Raw genomic sequence first — 20,234 nt, 5'->3', positions numbered from 1 at the left:
GTCATGAACGAAGCCGTTGATTGGCTGCAATTCGTTCTCGCACCGCAGATGATCAACGGCCTGTCCATCGGCGTGGCCGTGGTGCTGATGGCGCTGGGCCTGACCATCATCTTCGGCCTGCTGGACGTGATCAACATGGCCCACGGCGAGTTCTACGCCATCGGTGCCTACGTGGCCGTGGCCCTGTTGGGCCTGGGCATGTCGTTCTGGTGGGCCTTGCTGCTCACGCCGCTGCTGATGGCCGTGATGGGCTACGCCACCGAGCGTGGGCTGATACAGCGCGTCTTCCACAGCAAGGACCGTCACACGCTCACACTGCTGCTGACCTTTGGCGTGGGCGTGGTGCTGGAAGACGTGCTCAAAATCGCCTTCGGCGCCAACCCACTACGCGTCGAGTCGCCGATCAGCGGTGCCAGGGAAGTGGTAGGCCTGTTCTTCCCGAACTACCGTCTCTTCGTCATGGGCTTCGGTGGCCTGCTGATCGCGGGGGTCTGGCTGCTGGTCTTCCGCACGCCGCTGGGCGCCATCGTGCGGGCCGCGGCCTTCGACCGGCACATGAGCGCCTCGCTGGGCGTGCCGGTGGCGCGCGTTTACGCCGGAACCTTCGCATTCGGCGTGGCACTGGCGGGGCTGGCCGGCGTGCTGCTCGCGCCCATCTACTCGGTCTTCCCGACCATGGGGCGCGACTTCGTGCTGATCGCGTTCTCGGTCGTGATCATCGGCGGCATGGGCTCCATCAAAGGCGCAGTGCTCGCCGGACTGCTGCTGACGCAGGTGCAGTCCATCTCCAGCCTCTTCATTTCTCCCGTGTGGAGCGACCCGCTGCTCTTCGGCATCATGGTGCTGGTGCTGATGTGGCGGCCACTGGGTCTGTTCGGAAAGCTCGGTCATGCGTGACGCCATCCTCACTCCTCCGCCCGCGCCAACCGGCGTGGCGACGCCGCCGCGCGACCGACGCGCGCCGCCCGACGCATTGCGCCTGCTGGCCTGGGTCTTCTTCGTGGGTGCCGCCGTCTTCGGCCTTGTGGCCACGGCGCTGGGCGACCAGTTCTTCGTCCGGCTGGCAACCGAGGCCCTGATCTTCGGCGGCCTCGCGCTCTCCGTGGACCTGCTGCTTGGTCGCACGGGCCTGCTGCCGCTGGGCCAGGCGCTGTTCTTCGGCCTGGGCGCCTATGTCTCCGCGCTGGTGCTCCAGCACTGGGCGGCATCGTTCTGGCTGGCGTTGGCAGTGGCCGTGGCCGTCAGCGCGCTGGCCGGCCTGGTGGGCGGGTTGATTGCAATCCGTTCCAAGGGCGTGTACTTCGCGCTGATCAGCTTCGGCCTGGCACAGGTCGTCTCCAAGGTCGTGTTCAACACCCGCGAGCTTGGCGCCTCGGACGGCATCATCGGTGTTCCGGCTGCGGCTGTGTTGCCGGGTTTGGGCTCGGACGATCCGCTGGGCTTCTTCCTCGTCACCCTGGCCTTCGTCGCCGCGCTCTACCTCGTCCTGCGACACCTGATGGGCACACCGCTGGGCCGGCAGCTCGATGCCATCCGTGTCAACGAGCACCGCGTGGCCTTCCTCGGCTTCGACCCCTGGCGCTACAAGCTCGCAGCCTTCGTCGCTGCGGCCTGCATGGCCGGTGCCAGCGGCGCGCTCTACCCGATGCTGCGCGGCTTTGTCTCGCCAGAGCTGATGTTCTTCCAGGTCTCGGGCCAGGCGGTGATCAATGTCATCGTCGGCGGCACCGGCACGCTGATCGGGCCGCTCTACGGATCAGCCCTGCTGACCGGCCTGCGCTCCGTCGTCGGCTCCTTCACCTCCCACCACCACATCGTCATCGGACTGCTCTTCGTGGTGGCGGTGATCCTGCTGCCGCGCGGCCTGATCGGCAGCAGCCTGCCGCACCTTCAGCGCTGGCTCTATCTGAGAGGAAACAAGTCATGAGTGCTCTTCTCGAAGTCCGGGGTTTGGGCGTGCGCTTCGGCTCGCTGCAGGCGGTCAGCGACGTCAGTTTCGACGCCCAGCCCGGCGCCATCACGGCCGTGATCGGTCCCAATGGCGCGGGCAAGAGCAGCCTGTTCAACCTGATCAGCGGAGCCATCAGGCCCAGCAGCGGCACGGTGCGCTTCGAGGGCCGCGAGCTGACCGGTGCTGCGCCCCACCAGATGCTGGCCGCCGGCCTGGCGCGCTCCTTCCAGATCACCAATCTCTTCTTCGAGCTACCGGTGCGCGAGAACCTACGCCTGGCCGCGCAGTTCCTGGAGCGCGGCCAGGGCCTGCTGCGCTCGCTCACTCGCAGTCGGCAGGCGCTGGCCCGGGTGGATGAGCTGATTGAGCAATTCGGCCTGGCCGACAAGGCGGACGAGCTGGCGGGCTTTCTCTCGCACGGCGAGCGGCGGCGGCTGGAGATCGCGGTTTCGCTAGCCGCGCGGCCCCGCCTGCTGCTGCTGGACGAGCCAACGCAGGGCATGAGCCACGCCGACACCCGCGAGACCGAGCAGATGATCCGCGGGCTGGTGCGCGAGCATGGCCTTTCGGTGCTGCTGGTGGAGCACGATGTGGACCTGGTGATGCAGCTCTCCGACCATGTGATCGTGATGCACCAGGGTCAGAAGCTGGCCGAGGGAACGCCTGCGGCCGTGCGGGCGAACGCGGCGGTGCAGGCCGCCTATTTCGGAGAGCACCATGCTTGAACTCAAGGACGTGCACACGCACTACGGGCTCAGCCATGTGCTGCAGGGCATCTCGCTAAGCGTCGGCTCCGGCGAGGTAGTGGGCCTATTCGGCCGCAACGGCGTGGGCAAGACGACTGTGATCAAGACCATCGCCGGCTGGGTTCGACCTAGCCGGGGCGCGCTGCACTTCGATGGTGAGGACATGACGGGCGCCGCGCCCGAGCAGGTCTGCCGCCGCGGCATCGGCCTGGTGCCGGAAGACCGGCGCATCTTTCCGGGCCTGACGGTGGAGGAGAACCTCAAGCTCGGTCTCCTCCAGGCGCCCCGCCGCAGCCGTGCGGAGTCGCGCAGCAAGCTCGAGCAGATCTACCAGCGTTTCCCGCGCCTGGCCGAGCGCCGACGTCAGATGGGCACCACCCTATCTGGCGGGGAGCAGCAGATGCTCGCCATGGCGCGCGTGCTGGCCGGCGCACCCAAGCTGCTGCTGATCGACGAGCCCACGGAAGGTCTGGCGCCGATGATCGTGGACGAGCTATTCGAGCTCATGGCCGGACTGGCTCGGGACGGCATCCCCATCGTGCTCGTAGAGCAGAACGTGCAGCGCGCCATCGCACTCACGCAGCGCTACTACCTGATCGAGCGCGGCCAGGTGACGGCCCAGGGCGATTCGACCAACGCGGCACACCGTGCGGACTTGCTGGAGAAGCTGAGCGTTTAGGCTAGGCACATGCCCTTCGCAAGTCTATCGAGCGGGTCCGCTGAGGAGCACAAGTGCCAGCTCCAGGCCGGATGCAATGTTCGCGCTGGCAATTTCACGGCACCTCAGCACCCGCGACATCCTGTGCGCATCACTCAGCGGTCTTTGAGGATGCGGGACTAGCACCGGGCGGACGTCTGCTGAGCGGCGATGAGCGTGCATTGACGTCGCGGTGTCCACAGACTGCAAACGCTGCGAAGCAGCCGTCAGCTGCAGGCTGTCTGCAGCCACTGAGATTTGGCGGGCGAGCGGCCGCTGCCGTCAGCACCGGTCATTGGCCCGATCGAAGGCTGAATGACCGCTGCACCGCCCTGTCCGGATCGGTGAAGTTGTCCTGCGCCTTGTCCTCGGGCACGCCGAACTCGCGCTTGTAGCGCCCGCCGCGCGGCGGTTCGTCAGGGTCACCCCCGCGCTCGAACTCGGCGTCGCGTTGGCGTTGCTCCAGGCGCTGACGGGCCTCGGTGATGGCGAGCCTAGCGCCGGCCAATCTCGGCGGGAATGTCCAGTTCCGGTTCGCTCTTCTCGGCCTCGTCCGCCTGCTGCGCACGCTTGAGCAGGGCTTCGATCTGTGCCTTGAGCTCGGCCTCGGCCTTGAGCATGTGGCCGTAGCTCATGGCCTTGTGACGGCTGGCGTTGGCCTTGATCTTGGTGCCGTCCACCGCAATCGTGCCCAGCTTGACCAGACCTATCTCGCGCGCCAGGCGCACCACCTGCACGAACAACTCCGACAGCTCCTTGAGGTGGAAGGCCCGGAAGTCGCGGATCGTGCGGTGCGCAGGGAAGTTGCCTGCGCCCAGCACACGGAACGCCACGTCTTCGTGCAGCTTCTTGGCGATCTTGCGCGAGCTGAAGACCCCCGTGGCGTAGCCGTACACCAGCACCTTGACCATCATCGCCGCGTGGAAGGGCTGGTTGCGCGGGCCGTCCTTATCGTAGCGGGCGTGGAATGCGCTCAGATCCAGCGTGTCCACCGTGTCGCTGATGAAGTGCGCCAGATGGCCCTCGGGCAGCCAATCTTGGATGGCCTCGGGCAGCAGCAGCATCTGCTGCGGTTCGTAGGGTAGGTAGTTCGCGGCCATGGCCACGAAACGTACCTCAACCCTCATCCGCAGTCAGGGACTTCCCTTCTGCCGCCCAGACTCCTAGCCGCCCGCTCCTTGAGGCGGTTTGTGGCAGCGACGACTTCGTTGCGACCACCGCCGGCAAGAGCGGTTCAATCGGGATCGGTTTGAAGGAGCGGCGCACGAGGACAGGACCTCTTCATCCCGATCACTCAAGCCATGTGGAGCTTCACATTTGCCGCCGCTGACAGCTCGTCAGCCAGGCAATTTCGCCGCCAGCAGCTCGATCTTCTCGATGTTAGGCGGTGTACTGAGCAAGGCGGCTGCGTTCGCCAGCAACGCGGCGGCGATCTGGCCGTGCAGGTGAGCCTCGCGGCCGGCCTCGTCCGCAAAAGCGTCAAAGACGCCGAACGTCGATGGGCCGAACTTCAATGCGAACCAGGCGGTGGTGCCCGATTCGGCGTTGGCGAGCGGCAACGCGCTTCTCAGAAAGTCGGCAACGGCGGCTTCCTGGCCAGGCTTGGCTTCAAGGCGGACGAACAGAGCGAACTTGGTCATGGAGTGATCCTCTGGTTGAAGGGGTGAAAGCGTTGGCGAGTCCGAAGTCTCGGGTGCGACGGCAGTTTTTGCGAGTGGCAGGAATGACAACATTGATATCATTTCCGCCATGAATCTGCACCTTCTTGTTCTCGATGGCGTGTTCGACCTGGGTCTTGCTGCACTCATGGACACACTGAGCACGGCCAATGAACTGGCAGGCTCGCTCGCACAGGCGCCGCCGCCCATCAACGTCACGTTGGTCGGCGTTCGGCGTCGCGTGCGCACCGCGCACGGTCTGGCGGTACCGGTCGTGCCAGTGCACCGCGTGCAAAACCCTGACGTTGTTCTGGTGCCCGCACTCGGCGCCAAGATGCCAGACGCACTCGCCGCGCGTCTCGCGCATGCGGACGTGGCCGACGCGGTCGTCGCGTTGCAGCAATGGTCAAGCGCCCGCGCGGCCGCTGGCGCCGCCTGCACTGGCACGTTCTTGCTGGCGGAAAGCGCGCTGCTAGATGGCCAGCGCGCCACAACTTCGTGGTGGCTGGCGCCAATGTTTCGGCAGCGCTATCCGCACGTGGTGCTCGACGAGTCCCGCATGCTTGTGAATTCGGCCAGCTTCACCACGGCCGGCGCCGCCTTGGCTCATCTCGACCTGGCATTGAGCGTCGTGCGCAGCCGTAGCCCAGCGCTGGCGGCTCTGGCTGCGCGATACCTGCTGGTAGAGGCCCGCGGCTCGCAAGCTGAGTTCGTGATCCCCGATCACCTGGCCCATGCCGACCCGGTGGTCGAGCGCTTTGAGGGCTGGGCCAGGCAGCAACTCGCGCACGGGTTCTCTCTCGCCGATGCGGCCATCGCAGCGGGCGCCAGTGAACGCACCTTGGCGCGGCGCGTGCAAAGCGTATTGGGCAAGACACCCCTCTCGTACTTCCAGGATCTGCGCGTCGAGCGTGCGGTGCATCTGCTGCGAACCGGCAGCGAGAGCGTCGACCAAATCGCCGCACAGATCGGCTATTCCGACGGTGTGACCCTTCGCAACCTGTTGCGACGCAAGCTGGGCCGCGGCGTGAGGGAGTTGCGTGCACGTGCCTGATCGGCGCCGCGTGGTGCAGCTCAATGATGTGCCCGAATGCTGCCGGTACTGAACGTCTGCAGATGGCCGGGAGTGCCCTTCCGCGGAACCACCAGGAAGCCGCCTTTCATGACGAGTAGGCACTCCGCCTGATTGCCGGCAATGGGGTTGCCGCCAGACGTCCTGCAGGCGCATCCTTTGTGGCCCTCAACTCGATGGGAGACCATCATGAGTACCGCAAGCAATGTCTACGCAAACACGCACAGGTTGGTCGTTTTAGCCGCGAGTCTGTGGGGCAGCTGTACTCGCCCTCTGGAAGGGACGTCTGCAAATGGGTCGGCGGCCGGCCGGCAAGTGACAGCAATGACCCTTTCCCAGCCGCGAAGCGATTATCCGATTCACGATAGTCGGGGGGTAAAACTTGCGGCGCGTTGCCGAGGCGCGCCTGCCTCAGCAGGCGACAGCTGCAGGCACGCGCTTAGATGAGGAACCGCATGAGGATCCGCCGGATGTGGCCTGGCGGGTTCAGGCACAGCTCAGCCGCATCACAGCCGAGCCCCTTTGCCAGCTTGAGAAGAGCGAGTATGGTTGGCTGGCTCAGCCTTCTTTCAAGTCTGCTGATGTACGAGCGTTCGATCTCCGTTTCCAGCGCCCCTCCCAGCTGGCACGCTTGAGCCGTTGAGCCAAATCCTGAATGTCTTTGCGGAGCTCAAGGTCTTGATGCCAATCGAAGAGCGTGCGAATGCTTGGGTACGACAGCCCGAGACATTTGCGGCGGCGAACCGGCCCTAAAGCGCACGTCCAGTGGCAGCATGGACGACCTTAGAGCAATCGCGGACTGGTCGGACAGCATCCGCAGCGACGACTTCAGTTAACCCGTGCGAATTTCGAACTGCGTCGGTCAGGGGAGATTCGAGTGGCACCGCTGAAAAAGGCAATGGGCTCTGCACTCGTCCGATACGAATCGATTATCGAGGCCAAGATAATCGGGGGATTAATGTGGCGCTACGCCCCCACTCCGGAACTCACCGTGTCTGGGTGGAGGGACGTGCGCCAATTGACGTCAAAGTTGAAGCCCATTGCGACTGAGGCAGGTGCGTTGAGTCACTTCAAGTCCCTGCCTGTCGCCGTACGAGTGGTTTCCTTGATCGTCGGGGGCTATCTAGCTCTTGGCCGTCGCCCCACAGGAATCCTCGGATCCCGTGCAATCTTTGATATGGCGTCCTTAACCGCTGCCGTGTTAAGTTTTGCAGCATCCGGTACGCCTGCGCGAACAGCCGCGTGAATTGCCTTGCGCAGCGTATCCCTGACATCCTCAGGGAGCGGGTGAGTCGCTGCGTCCTCAAACTGATAGGTACCGCCATCAACACGGTAACGATAGTGGTGGTTTAAAACTACCGCGAGCATATCCAGCATCGGCGTGCTGTATGTGCCCCACGGCGTTCGTGCTATTCGCGGATCGGGCACTTTCATTAAATGCACTCCTTCAGCCCAGTCGATAAAGTCCCGCACGTCGACCGCCGTGGCGTGCAATGGATCGGCGAGGCCGTCAAGAATTTGTAGCTCCCCCGAGCGGACAGCCTCTTCCGCTCGGTCTAGACAGTCAATGAACACCTGGATAGAGGGCTCCGCCTGATCTGCCTGTGTTCGCCAAGCAGCCAACGCCTTTTCGAACGAGACCGGCTCGAGGAACTGGTCAGGGTCGAACCCACACCGCAAGGACACCAGCTCCCGAAGGTCGGCAACCTCGGTTCTTCGGAATATTTCGACTGTCCGACCGTCCACGCGCCATGGCATGGGGGCATCACCTGGAACCATCCAATCCGGGATCAGGGAGCTCGCCTTGGCCCGGTTCGAACGGGATCGAACTTGGAAGTCCCGAGGTTTGACCGCGGACTGAAGCGCCTCCGCTTCTAACTGGTTCGTTGCCATACGCACCGTGCTCCTGAGGCCGGTTGCCACGAGCAACGGCAACGTTGCGGCAACAACCGCGCGCCAATCGGCGGACCGCGAACGCCTGAAGCGAACGCTCACACTCCGTCCTGCGCTTGTTCTTCAAGTGGTAGGCCGTATTGGACTTGAACCAATGACCAAAGGATTATGAGTCCTCTGCTCTGACCAACTGAGCTAACGGCCCCCCGGGAGGAGCGGCGGATTCTAGACAGGTACCCGGGGCCAGGCGGCCCGCCCCTCAGCGCTGGCTCAGCGCCTGGCCGACCATGCGGCTGGTGATGTCCACGATCTGGATCATTCGGTCGTAGGCCATGCGGGTAGGGCCGATGACGCCCAAGGTGCCCACCACTTGGCCGTCGACCTCATACGGTGCGGACACGATGGAGAGCTCTTCGTAGGGCACGACCTGGCTTTCGCCGCCGATGTAGATGCGCACGCCCTCGGCGCGGCTGGAGGTGTCGAGCAGGCGCATGAGCTGGGTCTTCTGCTCGAAGAGGTCGAACAGGCGGCGCAGGCTGCCCATGTCGTTGCTGAAGTCTTGCACGGTGAGCAGGTTGCGCTCGCCGGAGACGATGACGCGCTCTTCTTCCTTGCTCATGGCCTCGGTGCCCACTTCCACCGCGGCGCTCATCAGCTGGCCGATCTCGCCGCACAGCGCGTCCACCTCGTGGCGCAGGCGCTCGCGCACGGCTTCGAGGGTGAGGCCGACGTAGCCGGCGTTCAGGCGGTTGCTGGCTTCGGCGAGTTCGGACTGGCTGTAGTCCTGCGCGGTGAAGATGACGCGGTTTTGCACGTCGCCGTCGGGCGAGACCAGGATGACGAGCACGCGGCGCTCGCCCAGGCGCAAGAACTCGATGTGGTGAAAGACGCTGGGCTTGCGCGGCGCGGTGACCACGCCGACGAAGCTCGACAGGTTGGACAGCATCTGCGCCGCGCTGGCGATCACGCGCTGGGGCTGGTCGGGCTGGAGCTTGGCGGTCTCGACGTCGATCAGCCCGGGCTGGGCGGTGAGCATGGTGTCGACGAAGAGCCGGTAGCCGCGCGGCGTCGGGATGCGGCCGGCGCTGGTGTGGGGGCTGGCGATCAGGCCGAGCTCTTCGAGGTCGGCCATCACGTTGCGGATGGTGGCCGGGCTCAGTTCCAGGCCCGACGCTTTGGACAGCGTGCGCGAGCCCACGGGTTGCCCGTCGGCGATATAGCGTTCGACCAGGGTCTTCAGCAGGGATTTCGAGCGCTCGTCCAGCATGCCGGCATTCTAGGAAATGCCCCGGTTTCCCCTGGGAAGGCAAAACCCGTGTGGTGTAATTTGCCGCATGGCCGAGCGCTTCAGACATGTCGCCATCGTGGGCAAGCATCAGGCGCCAGGCATCCGGCCGGTGCTGGAGGAAATCGCCCAGTTTTTGTGTGCCAGCGGCCTGGATGTTTCCCTGGAGGCCGACACGGCCCTGAACACCGGCCTCACGGGTTACGACGCCCTCTCGCATGAAGAACTCGGCCGCGCCTGCGACCTGGCCGTGGTCATCGGCGGCGACGGCACCATGCTGGGTTTCGCCCGCGAGATGGCGCCCTACGGCATTCCGCTGCTGGGCATCAACCAGGGGCGCCTGGGTTTCATCACCGACATCCCGATCGAGCGCTGGCGCGAGTCCCTCGCCCCGGTGCTGGCGGGCGACTACGAGGTGGAGCCGCGCGCCATGCTCGAAGGCGAGGTCTGGCGCGACGGTGAGGTCATCTACACCGGGCTGGCGCTCAACGACGTGGTGGTGAGCCGCGGCGCCACGGCGGGCATGGTGGAGCTCAAGATCGAAGTGGGCGAACAGTTCGTGGCCAATATGCGGGCGGACGGCCTCATCGTGGCCTCGCCCACCGGCTCGACCGCGTACGCCCTGTCGGCCGGCGGCCCCATCCTGCACCCGAGCATTGCCGGCTGGCTGCTGGTACCGATCGCGCCACACACGCTCTCCAACCGGCCCATCGTGCTGCCGGACCTGGGCGAGGTGCGGCTGGAGATCGTCGCCGGGCGCGATGCCTCGGTGAACTTCGACATGCAAAGCCTTGCCAGCCTGCTGCACGGCGACACCATCACCGTGCGGCGCAGCCAGCACCAGGTGCGCTTCCTGCACCCCCAAGGCTGGAGCTATTACGCGACGTTGCGGCGCAAATTGCGCTGGTACCTCTGACCTAGAGACTCACCCATGCTGCGGCACCTGAGCCTGAAGGATTTCGTCATCGTCCCGACGCTGGAGCTCGACTTCGAGCCCGGTTTTGCCGTGCTGACCGGGGAGACCGGCGCGGGCAAGTCCATCCTCATCGACGCCTTGCAACTGGCCCTGGGCGGCCGGGGCGATGCCGGCGTGGTGCGCGAGGGCGCGTCCAAGGCCGAGATCACGGCCGAGTTCGACCTGCCTGCCCACCTGCGCGGCTGGCTCGACGAAGCCGGCTTCGACGTGGACGAGAGCCTGCTGCTGCGCCGCGTGATCGATGCCGCGGGCAAGAGCCGCGCCTGGATCAACGGCGGTGCGGCCACGTTGACGCAACTGCGCGAGCTGGCCGACCACCTGCTCGACATCCATGGCCAGCACGCCTGGCAAGGCCTGACCCGCCCGGCCGCGGTGCGCGACCTACTCGACGGTTTCGCTGGCCTGGACACCACCCCCGTGGCCCGCGCCCATGCCGCCTGGAAGCAGGCCGCCGACGCCCTGGCCAAGGCCCAGGGCCTGCAGGCCGATGCGCAGCGCGAACGGGAGCGCCTGTCGTGGCAGATCACCGAGCTGGACCGCCTGGCGCCCGCCGAGGGTGAATGGGACGAGCTCAATGCCGAGCACGAGCGGCTGTCGCACGGGCAGTCGCTGATCGACGCGGCCCAGCACGCGCTCGACGCGCTGGACCAGGCCGAGCCCAGCGCCCAGTCGCTCGCCGGCAGCGCGCTCGACCAGCTGGAGCGCGTGCTCGACCATGACCCGCGCCTGCTGCCCGCCGTGCAGGCCCTGCGCGATGTGCAGGCCCAGCTGCAGGACGCGAGCCACACGCTGTCGGCCTATCTGCACAAGGCCGATCTCGACCCCGGCCGACTGGCCGAGCTGGATGAACGCGTGTCGGCCTGGATGACGCTGGCCCGCCGCTACCGCCGCCAGCCGCAGGAACTGCCGGCGCTGCTGGCGCAGTGGCGCGCCGAACTGGCCGCGCTCGACGCCGCCAGCGACCCGGCGCAGCTCGAAGCCGCCCTTGCCACCGCGCGCAAGGCGTTCGACGCGCAAGCCGACGCCGTCAGCCGCGCCCGCAAGAAGGCCGCGCCGCAACTGGCCGCTGCCGTCACCGCGGCGATGCAGCAGCTGGGCATGGCCGGCGGTCAGTTCGGCATCGCGCTGCAGCCCACCGACGGGCCGCAGAGCTTTGGCGTGGAATCGGCCGAGTTCCTGGTGGCGGGCCATGCCGGCAGCACGCCGCGGCCGCTGGCCAAGGTGGCCTCGGGCGGTGAGCTCTCGCGCATTGCGCTGGCGATTGCGGTGACCACCAGCCAGGCCGCCAGCCGCAGCAGCGCCGGCAGTGCGCCGGGCACGCTGATCTTCGACGAGATCGACGTCGGCATCGGCGGCGCCGTGGCCGAGACCGTGGGCCGGCTGATGAAGCAGCTCGGCCGCGAACGCCAGGTGCTGGCCGTCACCCACCTGCCGCAGGTGGCCGCCTGTGCGGACCGCCACCTCGTCGTGGCCAAGGCCCTGCAGGGCAAGAGCACTGTCAGCTCCGTCAGCCCCGTGGCCGGCGAGGCGCGCGTGGCCGAGGTGGCCCGCATGCTCGGCGGCGAGCGCCTGTCGTCCACCAGCCTGGCGCACGCGCAGGAGATGCTCGACGCCTCCACCGCCACCGCCGCCCCGGCGCGCAAGGCCCGCTCATGAGCCACGACACCGATCATCTGGGCGACGTGGTGCTGCTGACCGGCATGTCCGGTGGTGGCAAGTCGGTGGCCATGCATGCGCTCGAAGACGCGGGCTACTTCTGCGTCGACAACCTGCCGGCCGAGCTGCTGCTGGACTTCCTGAAGCTGGAGCAGCAACGCGGCGAGCGGCGCGTCGCGATTGCGGTGGACGTGCGCTCCGCCAGCTCGTTGCCGCTGCTGCTGCCGTTGCTCAAGCAGCTGCGCGCGCAGGGCGTGGCGGTGCGCTCGGTGTTCCTGGATGCGAGCAACGAGGCGCTGATGCGGCGTTTCTCCGAGACCCGCCGCCCCCACCCGCTGCGCGAAGACCGCGACACCAATTTCGGCGCACTGGACAACTCCGCCGACGAGAGCCACCGCCTGCTGCTGGACGCCATCAAGCTCGAACGCGAGCTGCTCGGCGGGCTGAAGGCCGAGTCCACCGTCATCGACACCAGCCAGCTGCGCCCGGCCCAGCTGCGCGCCTGGCTGGCCGACCTGGTGGGGCCGAACGCCGGGGCCAAGCTGACGCTGGTGTTCGAGAGCTTCGCCTTCAAGCACGGCGTGCCCAGCGACGCGGACTTCGTGTTCGACGTGCGCGTGCTGCCCAACCCCTACTACGACCGGGAGCTGCGCCCACTGACTGGCCGCGACGCACCAGTGGCCGCCTACCTGGCCGCGCAGCCCGAGGTGGGGCTGATGATGGGCCAGATCGCGGGCTTCCTGTCGCGCTGGCTGCCCAACTTCGCAGCCGACCAGCGCAGCTATCTCACCGTCGCCATTGGCTGCACGGGTGGCCAGCACCGCTCGGTGTACCTGGTCGAGATGCTGGCCCGGCAGTTCAGCCACCACGGCCACGTGCTCAAGCGGCACCGCGAGCTGGACGCGCGCTGAGCGCGGCCGCCAATTTCAGAACAATTGTTCTAGACACGACGTTCTAGAACAGTTATTCTGAACACATGCCTTCCGCCACCGGCGCCACGCCTCCCCTCAAGCCCACCGCCGCCGAGCTCGACCTGCTGCAGGTGCTCTGGCGCCTGGGCCCGGCCGACGCCAAGGCGGTGCACGAGGCCCTGCTGCCCGACCGTCCCGAGGCCACCTACGCCACCGTGCTGCGCCAGTTGCAGGTCATGCACGGCAAGGGCCTGCTCACCCGCGACGAAGACCAGCGCCCCCACCTCTACGCCCCCGTGCAGGCGCAGGACAAGCTGCAGCAATCGCTGGTGAAGGACTTCATCGCCAAGGCCTTCGCGGGCTCGGGCAAGGCCCTGGTGCTGGCGGCGCTGAAAAGCCACGTGAGTGCCAAGGAGCGGGCCGAGATCCGGCAGCTGCTGGCCAAGGGCGGTGACGACGCATGAGCACCGAGCAACTCGTCACCCTCTTCATCAGCGCCTGGGGCTGGGCGCTGTTGAACTTCATCTGGCAGGGCCTCGTCATCGGTGCGGTGGCCGCCCTGCTGCTGGCCCTGCTGCGCGGCGCGCCGGCCCGCTGGCGCTATGCGGTGTGTGCCTTCAGCCTGGCGCTGTGCCTGCTGCTGCCGCTGGTGCAATGCCTGGACGTGGCCCCCAGCGACACCGACCTCATCGGTGAACTCTCGCCCCTGGCCGAGCAAATGCCGGCGCTGGTGGGTGCCTGGGCCCTGGGCGCCGGCTTGATGTTCGGCCGCCTCGCCCTCGGCCTGGCATGGGTGGCCCGCGCCCACCGCCGCAGCACCGCCGCGCCAGCCGAGTGGCAGGCGCGGCTGGATGCCCTGGCCCGCCGCCTGGGCCTGACCCGGCCGGTGCGGCTGCGCCTGCTGCCCGAACTCGCGGGGCCCATCGCGCTGGGCACCCTCAAGCCCTGCGTGCTGCTGCCCGCGGCTTTGCTCACCCGCCTGCCCGTGGACCTGCTCGAAGCGCTGCTCGCGCACGAGCTGGCCCATGTGCGGCGTTGGGATTACCTCGCCAACCTGCTGCAGAGCGCCGTTGAGGCCCTGCTGTTCTTCCACCCCATCGTCTGGTGGCTCTCGTCCCGCCTGCGCGCGGAGCGCGAGCTGGTCGCCGACGACCTCTCGGCCCAGGCCCTGGGCGACTCGCGTCGCCTGGCGCTGGCCCTGCACGCCCTGTCCGAACTGGATCACACGCCCATGACCCCTCCTCTCGCGCCCGCCGCCCGCGGCGGCGACCTGCTGCACCGCATCGAGCGCCTGCTCGCACCTCGCCCGCAAGCCACCGGCTGGAAGCTGGCCCTGCCGGCCCTGCTGATCGCTGCCACCAGCTTCGTGGTGCAGGCCAAGTCCAAGGACGCCAAGGACACGCCACCGCCCGAGCCCGTGGCGGCCACCGCCGCCGCCGCCGACACGCCGCCCGCGCAGCAACTCAAGCTGCCGGTGAATGCCAAGCATGTGGTTGTCGTCGACGACGCGACCGGCAAGGTGCTGATGGCCCGCGACCCCGATGCCGTCGTGCCCATCGCGTCGCTGACCAAGCTGCTGACGGCGATGGTGGTGCTCGACGCCAAGCTCGACCCCAACGAGAAGCTGCGCATCACCAGCGACGATGTCGACACCCTCAAGCACAGCCGCTCCCGCGTGCGTGTGGGCACGCAGATGAGCCGCCAGGCGGCGCTGGAGATGGCGCTGATGGAGTCCGAGAACCGCGCAGCGGCTGCGCTGGCGCGCACCTTCCCCGGCGGCGAGGCGGGCTTTGCCAAGGCCATGCAAGCCAAGATCCATGCGCTGGGCCTGAAGCACACCGCCATCAGCGACCCCACGGGCCTGTCACCCGCCAACACCTCCACCGCCACCGAAATGGCCCGCGTGACCGCCGCAGCCGCGCGCTACGACCAGATCGAACGCATCACCAGCGTCAAGAAGGCCCAGGTGCCGGTGGACGGCAAGCCGCGCGAGATCCGCAACACCAACCGGCTGGTCGGCGCCAAGGGCTGGAACATCCGTGTCTCCAAGACGGGCTACACCGAAGAAGCCGGCCGCTGCCTTGCCATGCGCATCTTGAACGGCAAGCGGCCGGTCACGGTGGTGCTGCTCGACGCCGACGGCTCGGCCCAGCGCCTGCGCGACGCTGCGCTCATCCGCAAATCGCTCGCGCGCCAGCCCTCGTGAAGCGCCGCCAGCTGCTCGCGGCCGGCAGCGCCACACTCGCGCTGCCAGTGCCGGCGATGGACTTCGCGCCGCGCCCCGCGCCAGCCGCCATTCGCGCCAGCATCGACCGCATCATCGACATCGCGGTGGGCATCCGGCCCTTCCGCGCCCACGGCCCGCGGCTGCAGGCGCAGCACCTGCACGGCAAGACGGTCGTGCATCACTACGGCCACGGTGGCAGCGGTTGGTCGCTGTCGTGGGGCTCGGCGCAGCGGGCGCTCGCGCTGGTGCAGGCCAGCGGCGTGCGCCCTGGCGAGCGCATCGCCGTCATCGGCTGCGGTGCCATCGGGCTGACGACCGCGCGCACGGCACAGCAGGCCGGCTATCGGGTGCGGCTCTATGCGAAGGACCGCCCGCCTCGCGTGCACTCCAGCGCCGCGACCGGCCTGTGGACGCCGGACTCGCGCCTGATCGCCCAGGCCCACGCCACCGACGCCTGGGTCAGCGGCTGGGAGGCCATGGCGCGCGATTCGTTCAAGGTGCACCAGAGCTACCTCGGCCTGCCGTCCGGGCCCGTCGAATGGCATGACGGCTATGTCGTGTCCGACGATGGTTTCGACTCAGCCCTGCCCGGCCACGCTGGCGAGCCCGACTACCCCGACCTGTATGACCGCATCGCCGACCTGCGTCCGGCCGGCCGGGCGCTGTCGCCGGCCGAGCATCCCTTCCGCTCGCCGCATGTGCGCCGCTTCACGCAACTGGTGTTCAACATCCCGGCCTACCAGCGCCTGTTGCTGGACGACTTTGCGCGGGACGGCGGCGAGCTGGTGCAACGCGAGCTCCGCAGCCCGCGGGACTTTGCGCGCCTGCCGGAGCGGCTCATCGTGAACTGCACCGGCGACGGCGCCCGCACCCTCTGCGCCGACGCCGACATGACCCCGGTGCGCGGCCAGACGGCCCGGCTGATTCCACAGCCCGAGGTGGACTACGCACTGATCTACCGCGCCCACAACTGCGTGGCCCTGCCCCGCCGCGACGGGCTGCTGGTGGCCGCGATGGGCGAACACGATTTCGGCAGCAGCGACCTGCGACCTGACCGCCAGCAGAGCGAAGACGCCGTCCGGCGCCTCGCCAGCCTGTTCTGAGGCCTTAGAAGGTCTCCCAATCGCCCTCGGCGCTGGCCGTAGGCGCAGGCGCCGGCCGGGGTGCGGGAGGCGCCATGACGGATTCGGCCTTGGCAGGGGCTGGCTTGAGCGCCGACGGGCCGGGCGCGCCGGCCGCCTTCACGGGGTTGCGGGGCGCGGTGGGTGCGGCTGATGCGCTCGCCTTCGGCTTGGGCGCCGGGGCAGGTGCGGCCTGCCTGGGCGCCGGGCTGCTGCGCGGGGTGGCGGGCGCCAGCGAGGCGTCCACGCGGAAGGCGGCCACGGCCTCGGCCAGCTTGGCCGTCTGCATGCGCATGCTCTCGGCGGCGGCGGCCGTCTGCTCGACGAGCGCGGCGTTCTGCTGCGTGGCCTGGTCAAGCTGGCTGACCGCCGCATTGATCTGACCCACGCCTTCGGACTGCTCACGGCTGGACACCGTGATCTCACCGACCAGGTCGGTCACCTTGCGCACCTCATTGACCATCTGGCCGATGGTTTCGCGCGCAGCCAGCACCTGGCTGCTGCCGCTCTCGACCTTGGTGACGCTGTCGCCGATGAGGCTCTTGATCTCCTTGGCGGCCTCGGCACTGCGCTGCGCCAGCAGCCGCACTTCACCCGCCACCACCGCAAAGCCGCGGCCTTGCTCGCCGGCGCGCGCGGCTTCCACCGCGGCATTCAGCGCCAGGATGTTGGTCTGGAAAGCGATGCCGTCGATGGTGCCGATGATGTCGCCGATCTTGCGGCTGGACGCCGAGATGGCGTCCATGGTCTCGACCACCTGGCCCACCGCCACCCCGCCGGCACCGGCCACCTCGGAGGCATGGTGGGCGAGCTGGTCGGCCTGGCGGGCGTTGTCCGCATTGGCCTTGATCTGCGAGGCCATCTCTTCGACCGACGCCGCCGTCTCCTCCAGGCTGGAGGCCTGGCTCTCGGTGCGGGCCGAGAGGTCGGCATTGCCCTGGGCGATCTCGGCAGCGGCCACGTTGAGCTGGTCGCAGCCCTGGCGCACGCCCGACACCATGCGGGCGAGGTTCTGGGTCATGTCGTCAAGCATCGACAGCAACTGGCCGAGCTCGTCGCGCGAGCGGCTTTGCAGGCGCTGCGTGAGGTCGCCCCCGGCCACCGCCTTGACGGCCACCGAGGCCTGCGCGAGCGGCTGGGTGATGGACCGCGTGATCGTGAAGGCGGCTGCAATGCCCACGGCCAGGCCCACGACGCAGGCTACGGCAAAGATGCCGAGCACCCGCTTGTAGGCTGCCGCCGCGGCGGCCGTCGCTTCACTGGCGACCTCCTCGTTGTAGGTCCACCATTTCTGGATGTCGTCGCGCACCGCACGGTAGGTGTCGCGCGCTGGGCCGAAGGTCATCACCTTGGCGGCAGTCGCTTGGGTGGGGTCGGCCGCGCTTTCGTCGGAGGTCTTCAGCACCTTGGCGCTGACCTCGAAGTAGGCGCGACCGCCTTCGGCGACCTTCTTGAGAAAGGCGCCGTCGCGGTCATCCGACACCAGCGGCTCGTAGTTCTTGATGGACTGGTCGAACTCGACACGCGCCTTGGCGATGCGATCCGCCAGCGTCTTCTTCTCTTTGTCGTCGTCCGTCAGCAGATGCTGCTGCTCCAGCCGCCGGGCATCGGAGATGGCGCTGTCGATGCCGCGCACGATGCGCAGCGACGGCACGATGTCGGTGCTGTAGTAGTCAGCGTAATAGTTGATGGACTTCGCCAGCAGCGCGCCCGTGCCGGCCATCGCCAGCAGCAAGGCCAGCAGCAAGGCGAAGGCGAGACCGAGTCGCACCCCGACCCGGAGATTGTTCAGGAAAGCCATCGCTGCCCCCAGTTGTTGTTCTGCTGGAGACTGTGCCCCTTCTGATCACGCCCGGCAACGCCGCGGGGCGTGCAGACTGCACACGTTCACGCCTGGGCGTCGTCACCGTCCGCCAGCAGCAAGGCCAGCAGCACGGCCGAGCCGATGGGCATGAAGATGACGATGGCCACGAACCACGCGCCGACGTTGCGGCCGGTGCGCTGCACGATCTGCATCATGAACACGCAGTGCATGACGCCGGTGATCAGCAGCCCGAGGCCCAGCACGGCCAGCTTGCCCGCGGGCGGCTCGCCGTCCTGCGTGCTGCTGATCAGCTGCCACAGGCAAAAGCCGCACACCAGCAGCGTGATGACCGCGTACTCAAAGCTCTTCTAGACCTGGGCCTGCATGCGTCATCCTTCCTCGATCATCTTCTTCAGGGGCGCGGGGAGCGCGTAGTCGGCGAGTTTCTCCCGGGCCACCCAGGTGCCGGGTGGCGTTGCGTCGGCGGCGGGCTCGGCGCGCAGGGTGTGCAGCACCCAGTCGAAGTGCGTCAGCGCATGCTGGATGCGCGGCAGCGTGTGCAGCACCTCCCCCGGCAACGCGGCGCGGGCGCTGGCCTCGTCGTCATACAGCGGAAGCGTCCACAGCCCCGCCCACACGCCGGTGGCGGGGCGCTGTTGCAGCAGCACCCGGCCTTCGCGCTCCAGCCATAGCCACCAGCTCTCACGGCGGCCGCGCTTGAGCTTTTTCGTCTTGATGGGGAAGCGGGTCGGGTCGCCCTGCTGCTGGGCCAGGCACAGCGGCTGCACCGGGCACAGCAGGCAGTTGGGCGAACGCGCGGTGCAGACGGTGGCGCCGAGGTCCATCAGGCCCTGGGTGTAGCGGTCCATGTCCTGCTCGGGCAGCAGGGCCGTGGCGAGGTCCCACAGGCGCTTCTCGGCCGCGCTGCTGGCGAGATCGCCTTCAAACGCCAGCACGCGGCCCAGCACGCGCTTGACGTTGCCGTCCAGGATGGCCACACGCTCACCGAAGCAGAAGGCCGCAATCGCCGCCGCGGTCGAACGGCCGATGCCCGGCAGGGTTTGCAGCCCGGCGGCCGACTGAGGGAACTCGCCGCCATGCAGCGCCGCCACGGCCCGCGCGCAGGCGTGCAGGTTGCGCGCCCGGCTGTAGTAGCCCAGGCCGGCCCACTGCGCCAGCACGTCGTCCAGCGAGGCGGCGGCCAGGTCGGTCACACGCGGCCAGCGGGCGAGGAAGCGTTCGTAGTAGCCCAGCACCGTGGTGACCTGGGTCTGCTGCAGCATCACCTCCGACAGCCACACGCGATACGGATCTCGCGTGTTCTGCCAAGGCAGGGTGTGGCGGCCGTGGCGGCGCTGCCATGCAACCACCGTCTTGCCAAAGTCGGCAGCCAGCGCCGGCGGGGTCAGCGTTTCTGGCATTGCGGGCAGAAGAAGGTGGAGCGCTGACCCTGCACGATGCGCCGGATGGGCGTGGCGCAGCGCCGGCAAGGTTCGCCCTCGCGGCCGTAGACCTGGGCCTGCATCTGGAAGCTGCCCGCCACGCCATGGGCATCGCGGAAATCACGCAGCGTGGTGCCGCCCGCCTCCAGCGCCTGGCCCAGCACCTGGCGCACGGCCGCCGCCAGCTTCTCGGCGCGTGGCCGGCTGACCTTGCCTGCGGCCAGGCGCGGGTCGATGCCGGCCATGAAGAGCGACTCGCAGGCGTAGATATTGCCCGCCCCCACCACGATGTCGCCCGCCAGCAGCGCCTGCTTGATGGCCACGCGCCGGCCGCTCAGCGCCGCGTGCAGATGAAGGCCGTCGAAGCGATCGTCGAAGGGCTCCAGGCCCAGGCCCGACAGCAAGGTGGCCACAGGCTCAGCTTCCATCGCCGGCGCCCAGACCACCGCACCAAAGCGCCGCGGGTCGGTCAGGCGCAGCAGGCCGCGGTCGGTGTGCAGATCGAAATGATCGTGGCTGCCGGCGGCTGGGGTGGTGTCCAGGAAGGCGAGCGAGCCCGACATGCCCAGGTGCATCAGCAGGCCACCGCGCGGCGGCAACGGAAGCCACAAATATTTACCCCGTCTTTGCACGGCGCCGACCTCGGTGCCAAGCAGGGTTTCGGGGTCGACACCCAGGGGCCAGCGCAGGGGTTTTCCCAGGCGCAGACCGGTCACCCGGGCCCCGCGGATGGCATCGGCAAAGCTGCGGCGGGTGACTTCGACTTCAGGCAACTCGGGCATGGGTCGGAAATCA

19 protein-coding genes, 1 tRNA gene and 1 pseudogene are annotated in these 20,234 nt (G+C 67.9%); 11 read left to right on the top strand and 10 right to left on the bottom strand.

Features of this window, described 5'->3' with window-relative positions:
• Positions 1-3 precede the first annotated feature (3 nt).
• Genes CDO81_RS18785 through CDO81_RS18770 form a run of 4 tightly spaced genes read left to right on the top strand, consistent with a single transcriptional unit; the run spans position 4 to position 3,376 of the window.
• Positions 4-897 carry a branched-chain amino acid ABC transporter permease gene (locus tag CDO81_RS18785; RefSeq protein WP_088484750.1) on the top strand — a complete coding sequence of 298 codons (894 nt, stop codon included), beginning with the start codon at positions 4-6 and terminating at the stop codon, positions 895-897.
• The gene (locus CDO81_RS18780; protein WP_088484749.1) at positions 890-1,927 is read left to right on the top strand and encodes a branched-chain amino acid ABC transporter permease; all 1,038 of its coding nucleotides are present in this window, start codon (positions 890-892) and stop codon (positions 1,925-1,927) included. The genes CDO81_RS18785 and CDO81_RS18780 overlap by 8 nt, the downstream gene beginning before the upstream one ends.
• Positions 1,924-2,676 carry an ABC transporter ATP-binding protein gene (locus CDO81_RS18775; protein ID WP_088484748.1) on the top strand — a complete coding sequence of 251 codons (753 nt, stop codon included), beginning with the start codon at positions 1,924-1,926 and terminating at the stop codon, positions 2,674-2,676. Before CDO81_RS18780 ends, CDO81_RS18775 begins: the two co-directional genes overlap by 4 nt.
• The gene (locus CDO81_RS18770; protein WP_088484747.1) at positions 2,669-3,376 is read left to right on the top strand and encodes an ABC transporter ATP-binding protein; all 708 of its coding nucleotides are present in this window, start codon (positions 2,669-2,671) and stop codon (positions 3,374-3,376) included. Before CDO81_RS18775 ends, CDO81_RS18770 begins: the two co-directional genes overlap by 8 nt.
• A 337-nt stretch (positions 3,377-3,713) precedes the next feature.
• On the opposite strand, the pseudogene CDO81_RS18765 reads toward CDO81_RS18770, so the two are convergent.
• Both CDO81_RS18765 and CDO81_RS18760 read right to left on the bottom strand, forming a co-directional pair.
• A pseudogene (locus CDO81_RS18765) lies at positions 3,714-4,494 on the bottom strand (transposase); the annotation flags it as partial.
• A gap of 237 nt (positions 4,495-4,731) precedes the next feature.
• Positions 4,732-5,034 carry a putative quinol monooxygenase gene (locus tag CDO81_RS18760; protein ID WP_088484746.1) on the bottom strand — a complete coding sequence of 101 codons (303 nt, stop codon included), beginning with the start codon at positions 5,032-5,034 and terminating at the stop codon, positions 4,732-4,734.
• 109 nt (positions 5,035-5,143) lie between these two features.
• Here CDO81_RS18760 and CDO81_RS18755 point away from each other — a divergent pair, with 109 nt between their 5' ends.
• Complete coding sequence (locus CDO81_RS18755) at positions 5,144-6,106, top strand: GlxA family transcriptional regulator (protein ID WP_088484745.1); 963 nt, start codon at positions 5,144-5,146, stop codon at positions 6,104-6,106.
• Between the two features lie 457 nt (positions 6,107-6,563).
• Here CDO81_RS18755 and CDO81_RS29300 read toward each other — a convergent pair whose 3' ends face one another.
• The 4 genes from CDO81_RS29300 to hrcA form a co-directional block, all read right to left on the bottom strand.
• Positions 6,564-6,722 (bottom strand): helix-turn-helix domain-containing protein, encoded by a 159-nt coding sequence (locus tag CDO81_RS29300; RefSeq protein WP_373714764.1) that lies wholly within the window; start codon positions 6,720-6,722, stop codon positions 6,564-6,566.
• Positions 6,723-7,243: 521 nt separating this feature from the next.
• Entirely contained in the window at positions 7,244-8,017 is a 774-nt protein-coding gene (locus CDO81_RS27705; protein ID WP_144397305.1) for an early set domain-containing protein, read from the bottom strand.
• Positions 8,018-8,145: 128 nt separating this feature from the next.
• Positions 8,146-8,222: transfer RNA gene (locus CDO81_RS18745), tRNA-Ile, on the bottom strand.
• A 54-nt stretch (positions 8,223-8,276) separates the two neighbouring features.
• Positions 8,277-9,284, bottom strand: a complete 1,008-nt coding sequence (hrcA, locus tag CDO81_RS18740) for a heat-inducible transcriptional repressor HrcA (protein WP_088484744.1) — start codon at positions 9,282-9,284, stop codon at positions 8,277-8,279.
• A 67-nt stretch (positions 9,285-9,351) separates the two neighbouring features.
• Here hrcA and CDO81_RS18735 point away from each other — a divergent pair, with 67 nt between their 5' ends.
• The 6 genes from CDO81_RS18735 to CDO81_RS18710 all read left to right on the top strand — a co-directional run bounded on the left by CDO81_RS18735 (position 9,352) and on the right by CDO81_RS18710 (position 16,175).
• On the top strand, positions 9,352-10,218 hold the full coding sequence (locus CDO81_RS18735; protein WP_088484743.1) for an NAD kinase: 867 nt from the start codon (positions 9,352-9,354) through the stop codon (positions 10,216-10,218).
• A gap of 15 nt (positions 10,219-10,233) precedes the next feature.
• Complete coding sequence (gene recN / locus CDO81_RS18730) at positions 10,234-11,934, top strand: DNA repair protein RecN (protein ID WP_088484742.1); 1,701 nt, start codon at positions 10,234-10,236, stop codon at positions 11,932-11,934.
• Entirely contained in the window at positions 11,931-12,845 is a 915-nt protein-coding gene (rapZ, locus tag CDO81_RS18725) for an RNase adapter RapZ (RefSeq protein ID WP_088484741.1), read from the top strand. The genes recN and rapZ overlap by 4 nt, the downstream gene beginning before the upstream one ends.
• A gap of 65 nt (positions 12,846-12,910) precedes the next feature.
• Positions 12,911-13,309 (top strand): BlaI/MecI/CopY family transcriptional regulator, encoded by a 399-nt coding sequence (locus tag CDO81_RS18720; protein WP_088484740.1) that lies wholly within the window; start codon positions 12,911-12,913, stop codon positions 13,307-13,309.
• The gene (locus CDO81_RS18715; RefSeq protein ID WP_088484739.1) at positions 13,306-15,051 is read left to right on the top strand and encodes a M56 family metallopeptidase; all 1,746 of its coding nucleotides are present in this window, start codon (positions 13,306-13,308) and stop codon (positions 15,049-15,051) included. The genes CDO81_RS18720 and CDO81_RS18715 overlap by 4 nt, the downstream gene beginning before the upstream one ends.
• Complete coding sequence (locus CDO81_RS18710; RefSeq protein ID WP_206602130.1) at positions 15,048-16,175, top strand: FAD-dependent oxidoreductase; 1,128 nt, start codon at positions 15,048-15,050, stop codon at positions 16,173-16,175. Before CDO81_RS18715 ends, CDO81_RS18710 begins: the two co-directional genes overlap by 4 nt.
• A 4-nt stretch (positions 16,176-16,179) precedes the next feature.
• Here the strand turns inward: CDO81_RS18710 and CDO81_RS18705 are convergent, their stop codons facing one another.
• The 4 genes from CDO81_RS18705 to mutM form a co-directional block, all read right to left on the bottom strand.
• The gene (locus CDO81_RS18705; protein WP_088484738.1) at positions 16,180-17,994 is read right to left on the bottom strand and encodes a methyl-accepting chemotaxis protein; all 1,815 of its coding nucleotides are present in this window, start codon (positions 17,992-17,994) and stop codon (positions 16,180-16,182) included.
• An 86-nt stretch (positions 17,995-18,080) separates the two neighbouring features.
• The gene (locus tag CDO81_RS18700; protein ID WP_088484737.1) at positions 18,081-18,332 is read right to left on the bottom strand and encodes a hypothetical protein; all 252 of its coding nucleotides are present in this window, start codon (positions 18,330-18,332) and stop codon (positions 18,081-18,083) included.
• A gap of 54 nt (positions 18,333-18,386) precedes the next feature.
• Complete coding sequence (gene mutY, locus CDO81_RS18695; protein ID WP_088484736.1) at positions 18,387-19,418, bottom strand: A/G-specific adenine glycosylase; 1,032 nt, start codon at positions 19,416-19,418, stop codon at positions 18,387-18,389.
• Entirely contained in the window at positions 19,403-20,221 is an 819-nt protein-coding gene (gene mutM / locus CDO81_RS18690; RefSeq protein ID WP_088484735.1) for a bifunctional DNA-formamidopyrimidine glycosylase/DNA-(apurinic or apyrimidinic site) lyase, read from the bottom strand. Before mutM ends, mutY begins: the two co-directional genes overlap by 16 nt.
• Positions 20,222-20,234: the final 13 nt, after the last annotated feature.

The organism is Roseateles puraquae (assembly GCF_002205845.1).
Taxonomy (GTDB): Bacteria; Pseudomonadota; Gammaproteobacteria; order Burkholderiales; family Burkholderiaceae_C; genus Pelomonas; species Pelomonas puraquae.
Note: the sequence above shows the minus strand (reverse complement) of the source record. Positions and strands in the feature narration are given on the sequence as shown.

Coding starts and splice junctions, on each gene's coding strand:
- hrcA (WP_088484744.1), bottom strand. CDS start 9,284: ATGCTGGACGAGCGCTCGAAATCCCTGCTGAAGACCCTGGTCGAACGC.
- CDO81_RS18760 (WP_088484746.1), bottom strand. CDS start 5,034: ATGACCAAGTTCGCTCTGTTCGTCCGCCTTGAAGCCAAGCCTGGCCAG.
- CDO81_RS18785 (WP_088484750.1), top strand. CDS start 4: ATGAACGAAGCCGTTGATTGGCTGCAATTCGTTCTCGCACCGCAGATG.
- CDO81_RS27705 (WP_144397305.1), bottom strand. CDS start 8,017: ATGGCAACGAACCAGTTAGAAGCGGAGGCGCTTCAGTCCGCGGTCAAA.
- CDO81_RS18755 (WP_088484745.1), top strand. CDS start 5,144: ATGAATCTGCACCTTCTTGTTCTCGATGGCGTGTTCGACCTGGGTCTT.
- CDO81_RS18780 (WP_088484749.1), top strand. CDS start 890: ATGCGTGACGCCATCCTCACTCCTCCGCCCGCGCCAACCGGCGTGGCG.
- mutY (WP_088484736.1), bottom strand. CDS start 19,418: ATGCCAGAAACGCTGACCCCGCCGGCGCTGGCTGCCGACTTTGGCAAG.
- CDO81_RS18735 (WP_088484743.1), top strand. CDS start 9,352: ATGGCCGAGCGCTTCAGACATGTCGCCATCGTGGGCAAGCATCAGGCG.
- CDO81_RS18770 (WP_088484747.1), top strand. CDS start 2,669: ATGCTTGAACTCAAGGACGTGCACACGCACTACGGGCTCAGCCATGTG.
- CDO81_RS18715 (WP_088484739.1), top strand. CDS start 13,306: ATGAGCACCGAGCAACTCGTCACCCTCTTCATCAGCGCCTGGGGCTGG.
- mutM (WP_088484735.1), bottom strand. CDS start 20,221: ATGCCCGAGTTGCCTGAAGTCGAAGTCACCCGCCGCAGCTTTGCCGAT.
- rapZ (WP_088484741.1), top strand. CDS start 11,931: ATGAGCCACGACACCGATCATCTGGGCGACGTGGTGCTGCTGACCGGC.
- CDO81_RS18720 (WP_088484740.1), top strand. CDS start 12,911: ATGCCTTCCGCCACCGGCGCCACGCCTCCCCTCAAGCCCACCGCCGCC.
- CDO81_RS18705 (WP_088484738.1), bottom strand. CDS start 17,994: ATGGCTTTCCTGAACAATCTCCGGGTCGGGGTGCGACTCGGTCTCGCC.
- CDO81_RS18775 (WP_088484748.1), top strand. CDS start 1,924: ATGAGTGCTCTTCTCGAAGTCCGGGGTTTGGGCGTGCGCTTCGGCTCG.
- recN (WP_088484742.1), top strand. CDS start 10,234: ATGCTGCGGCACCTGAGCCTGAAGGATTTCGTCATCGTCCCGACGCTG.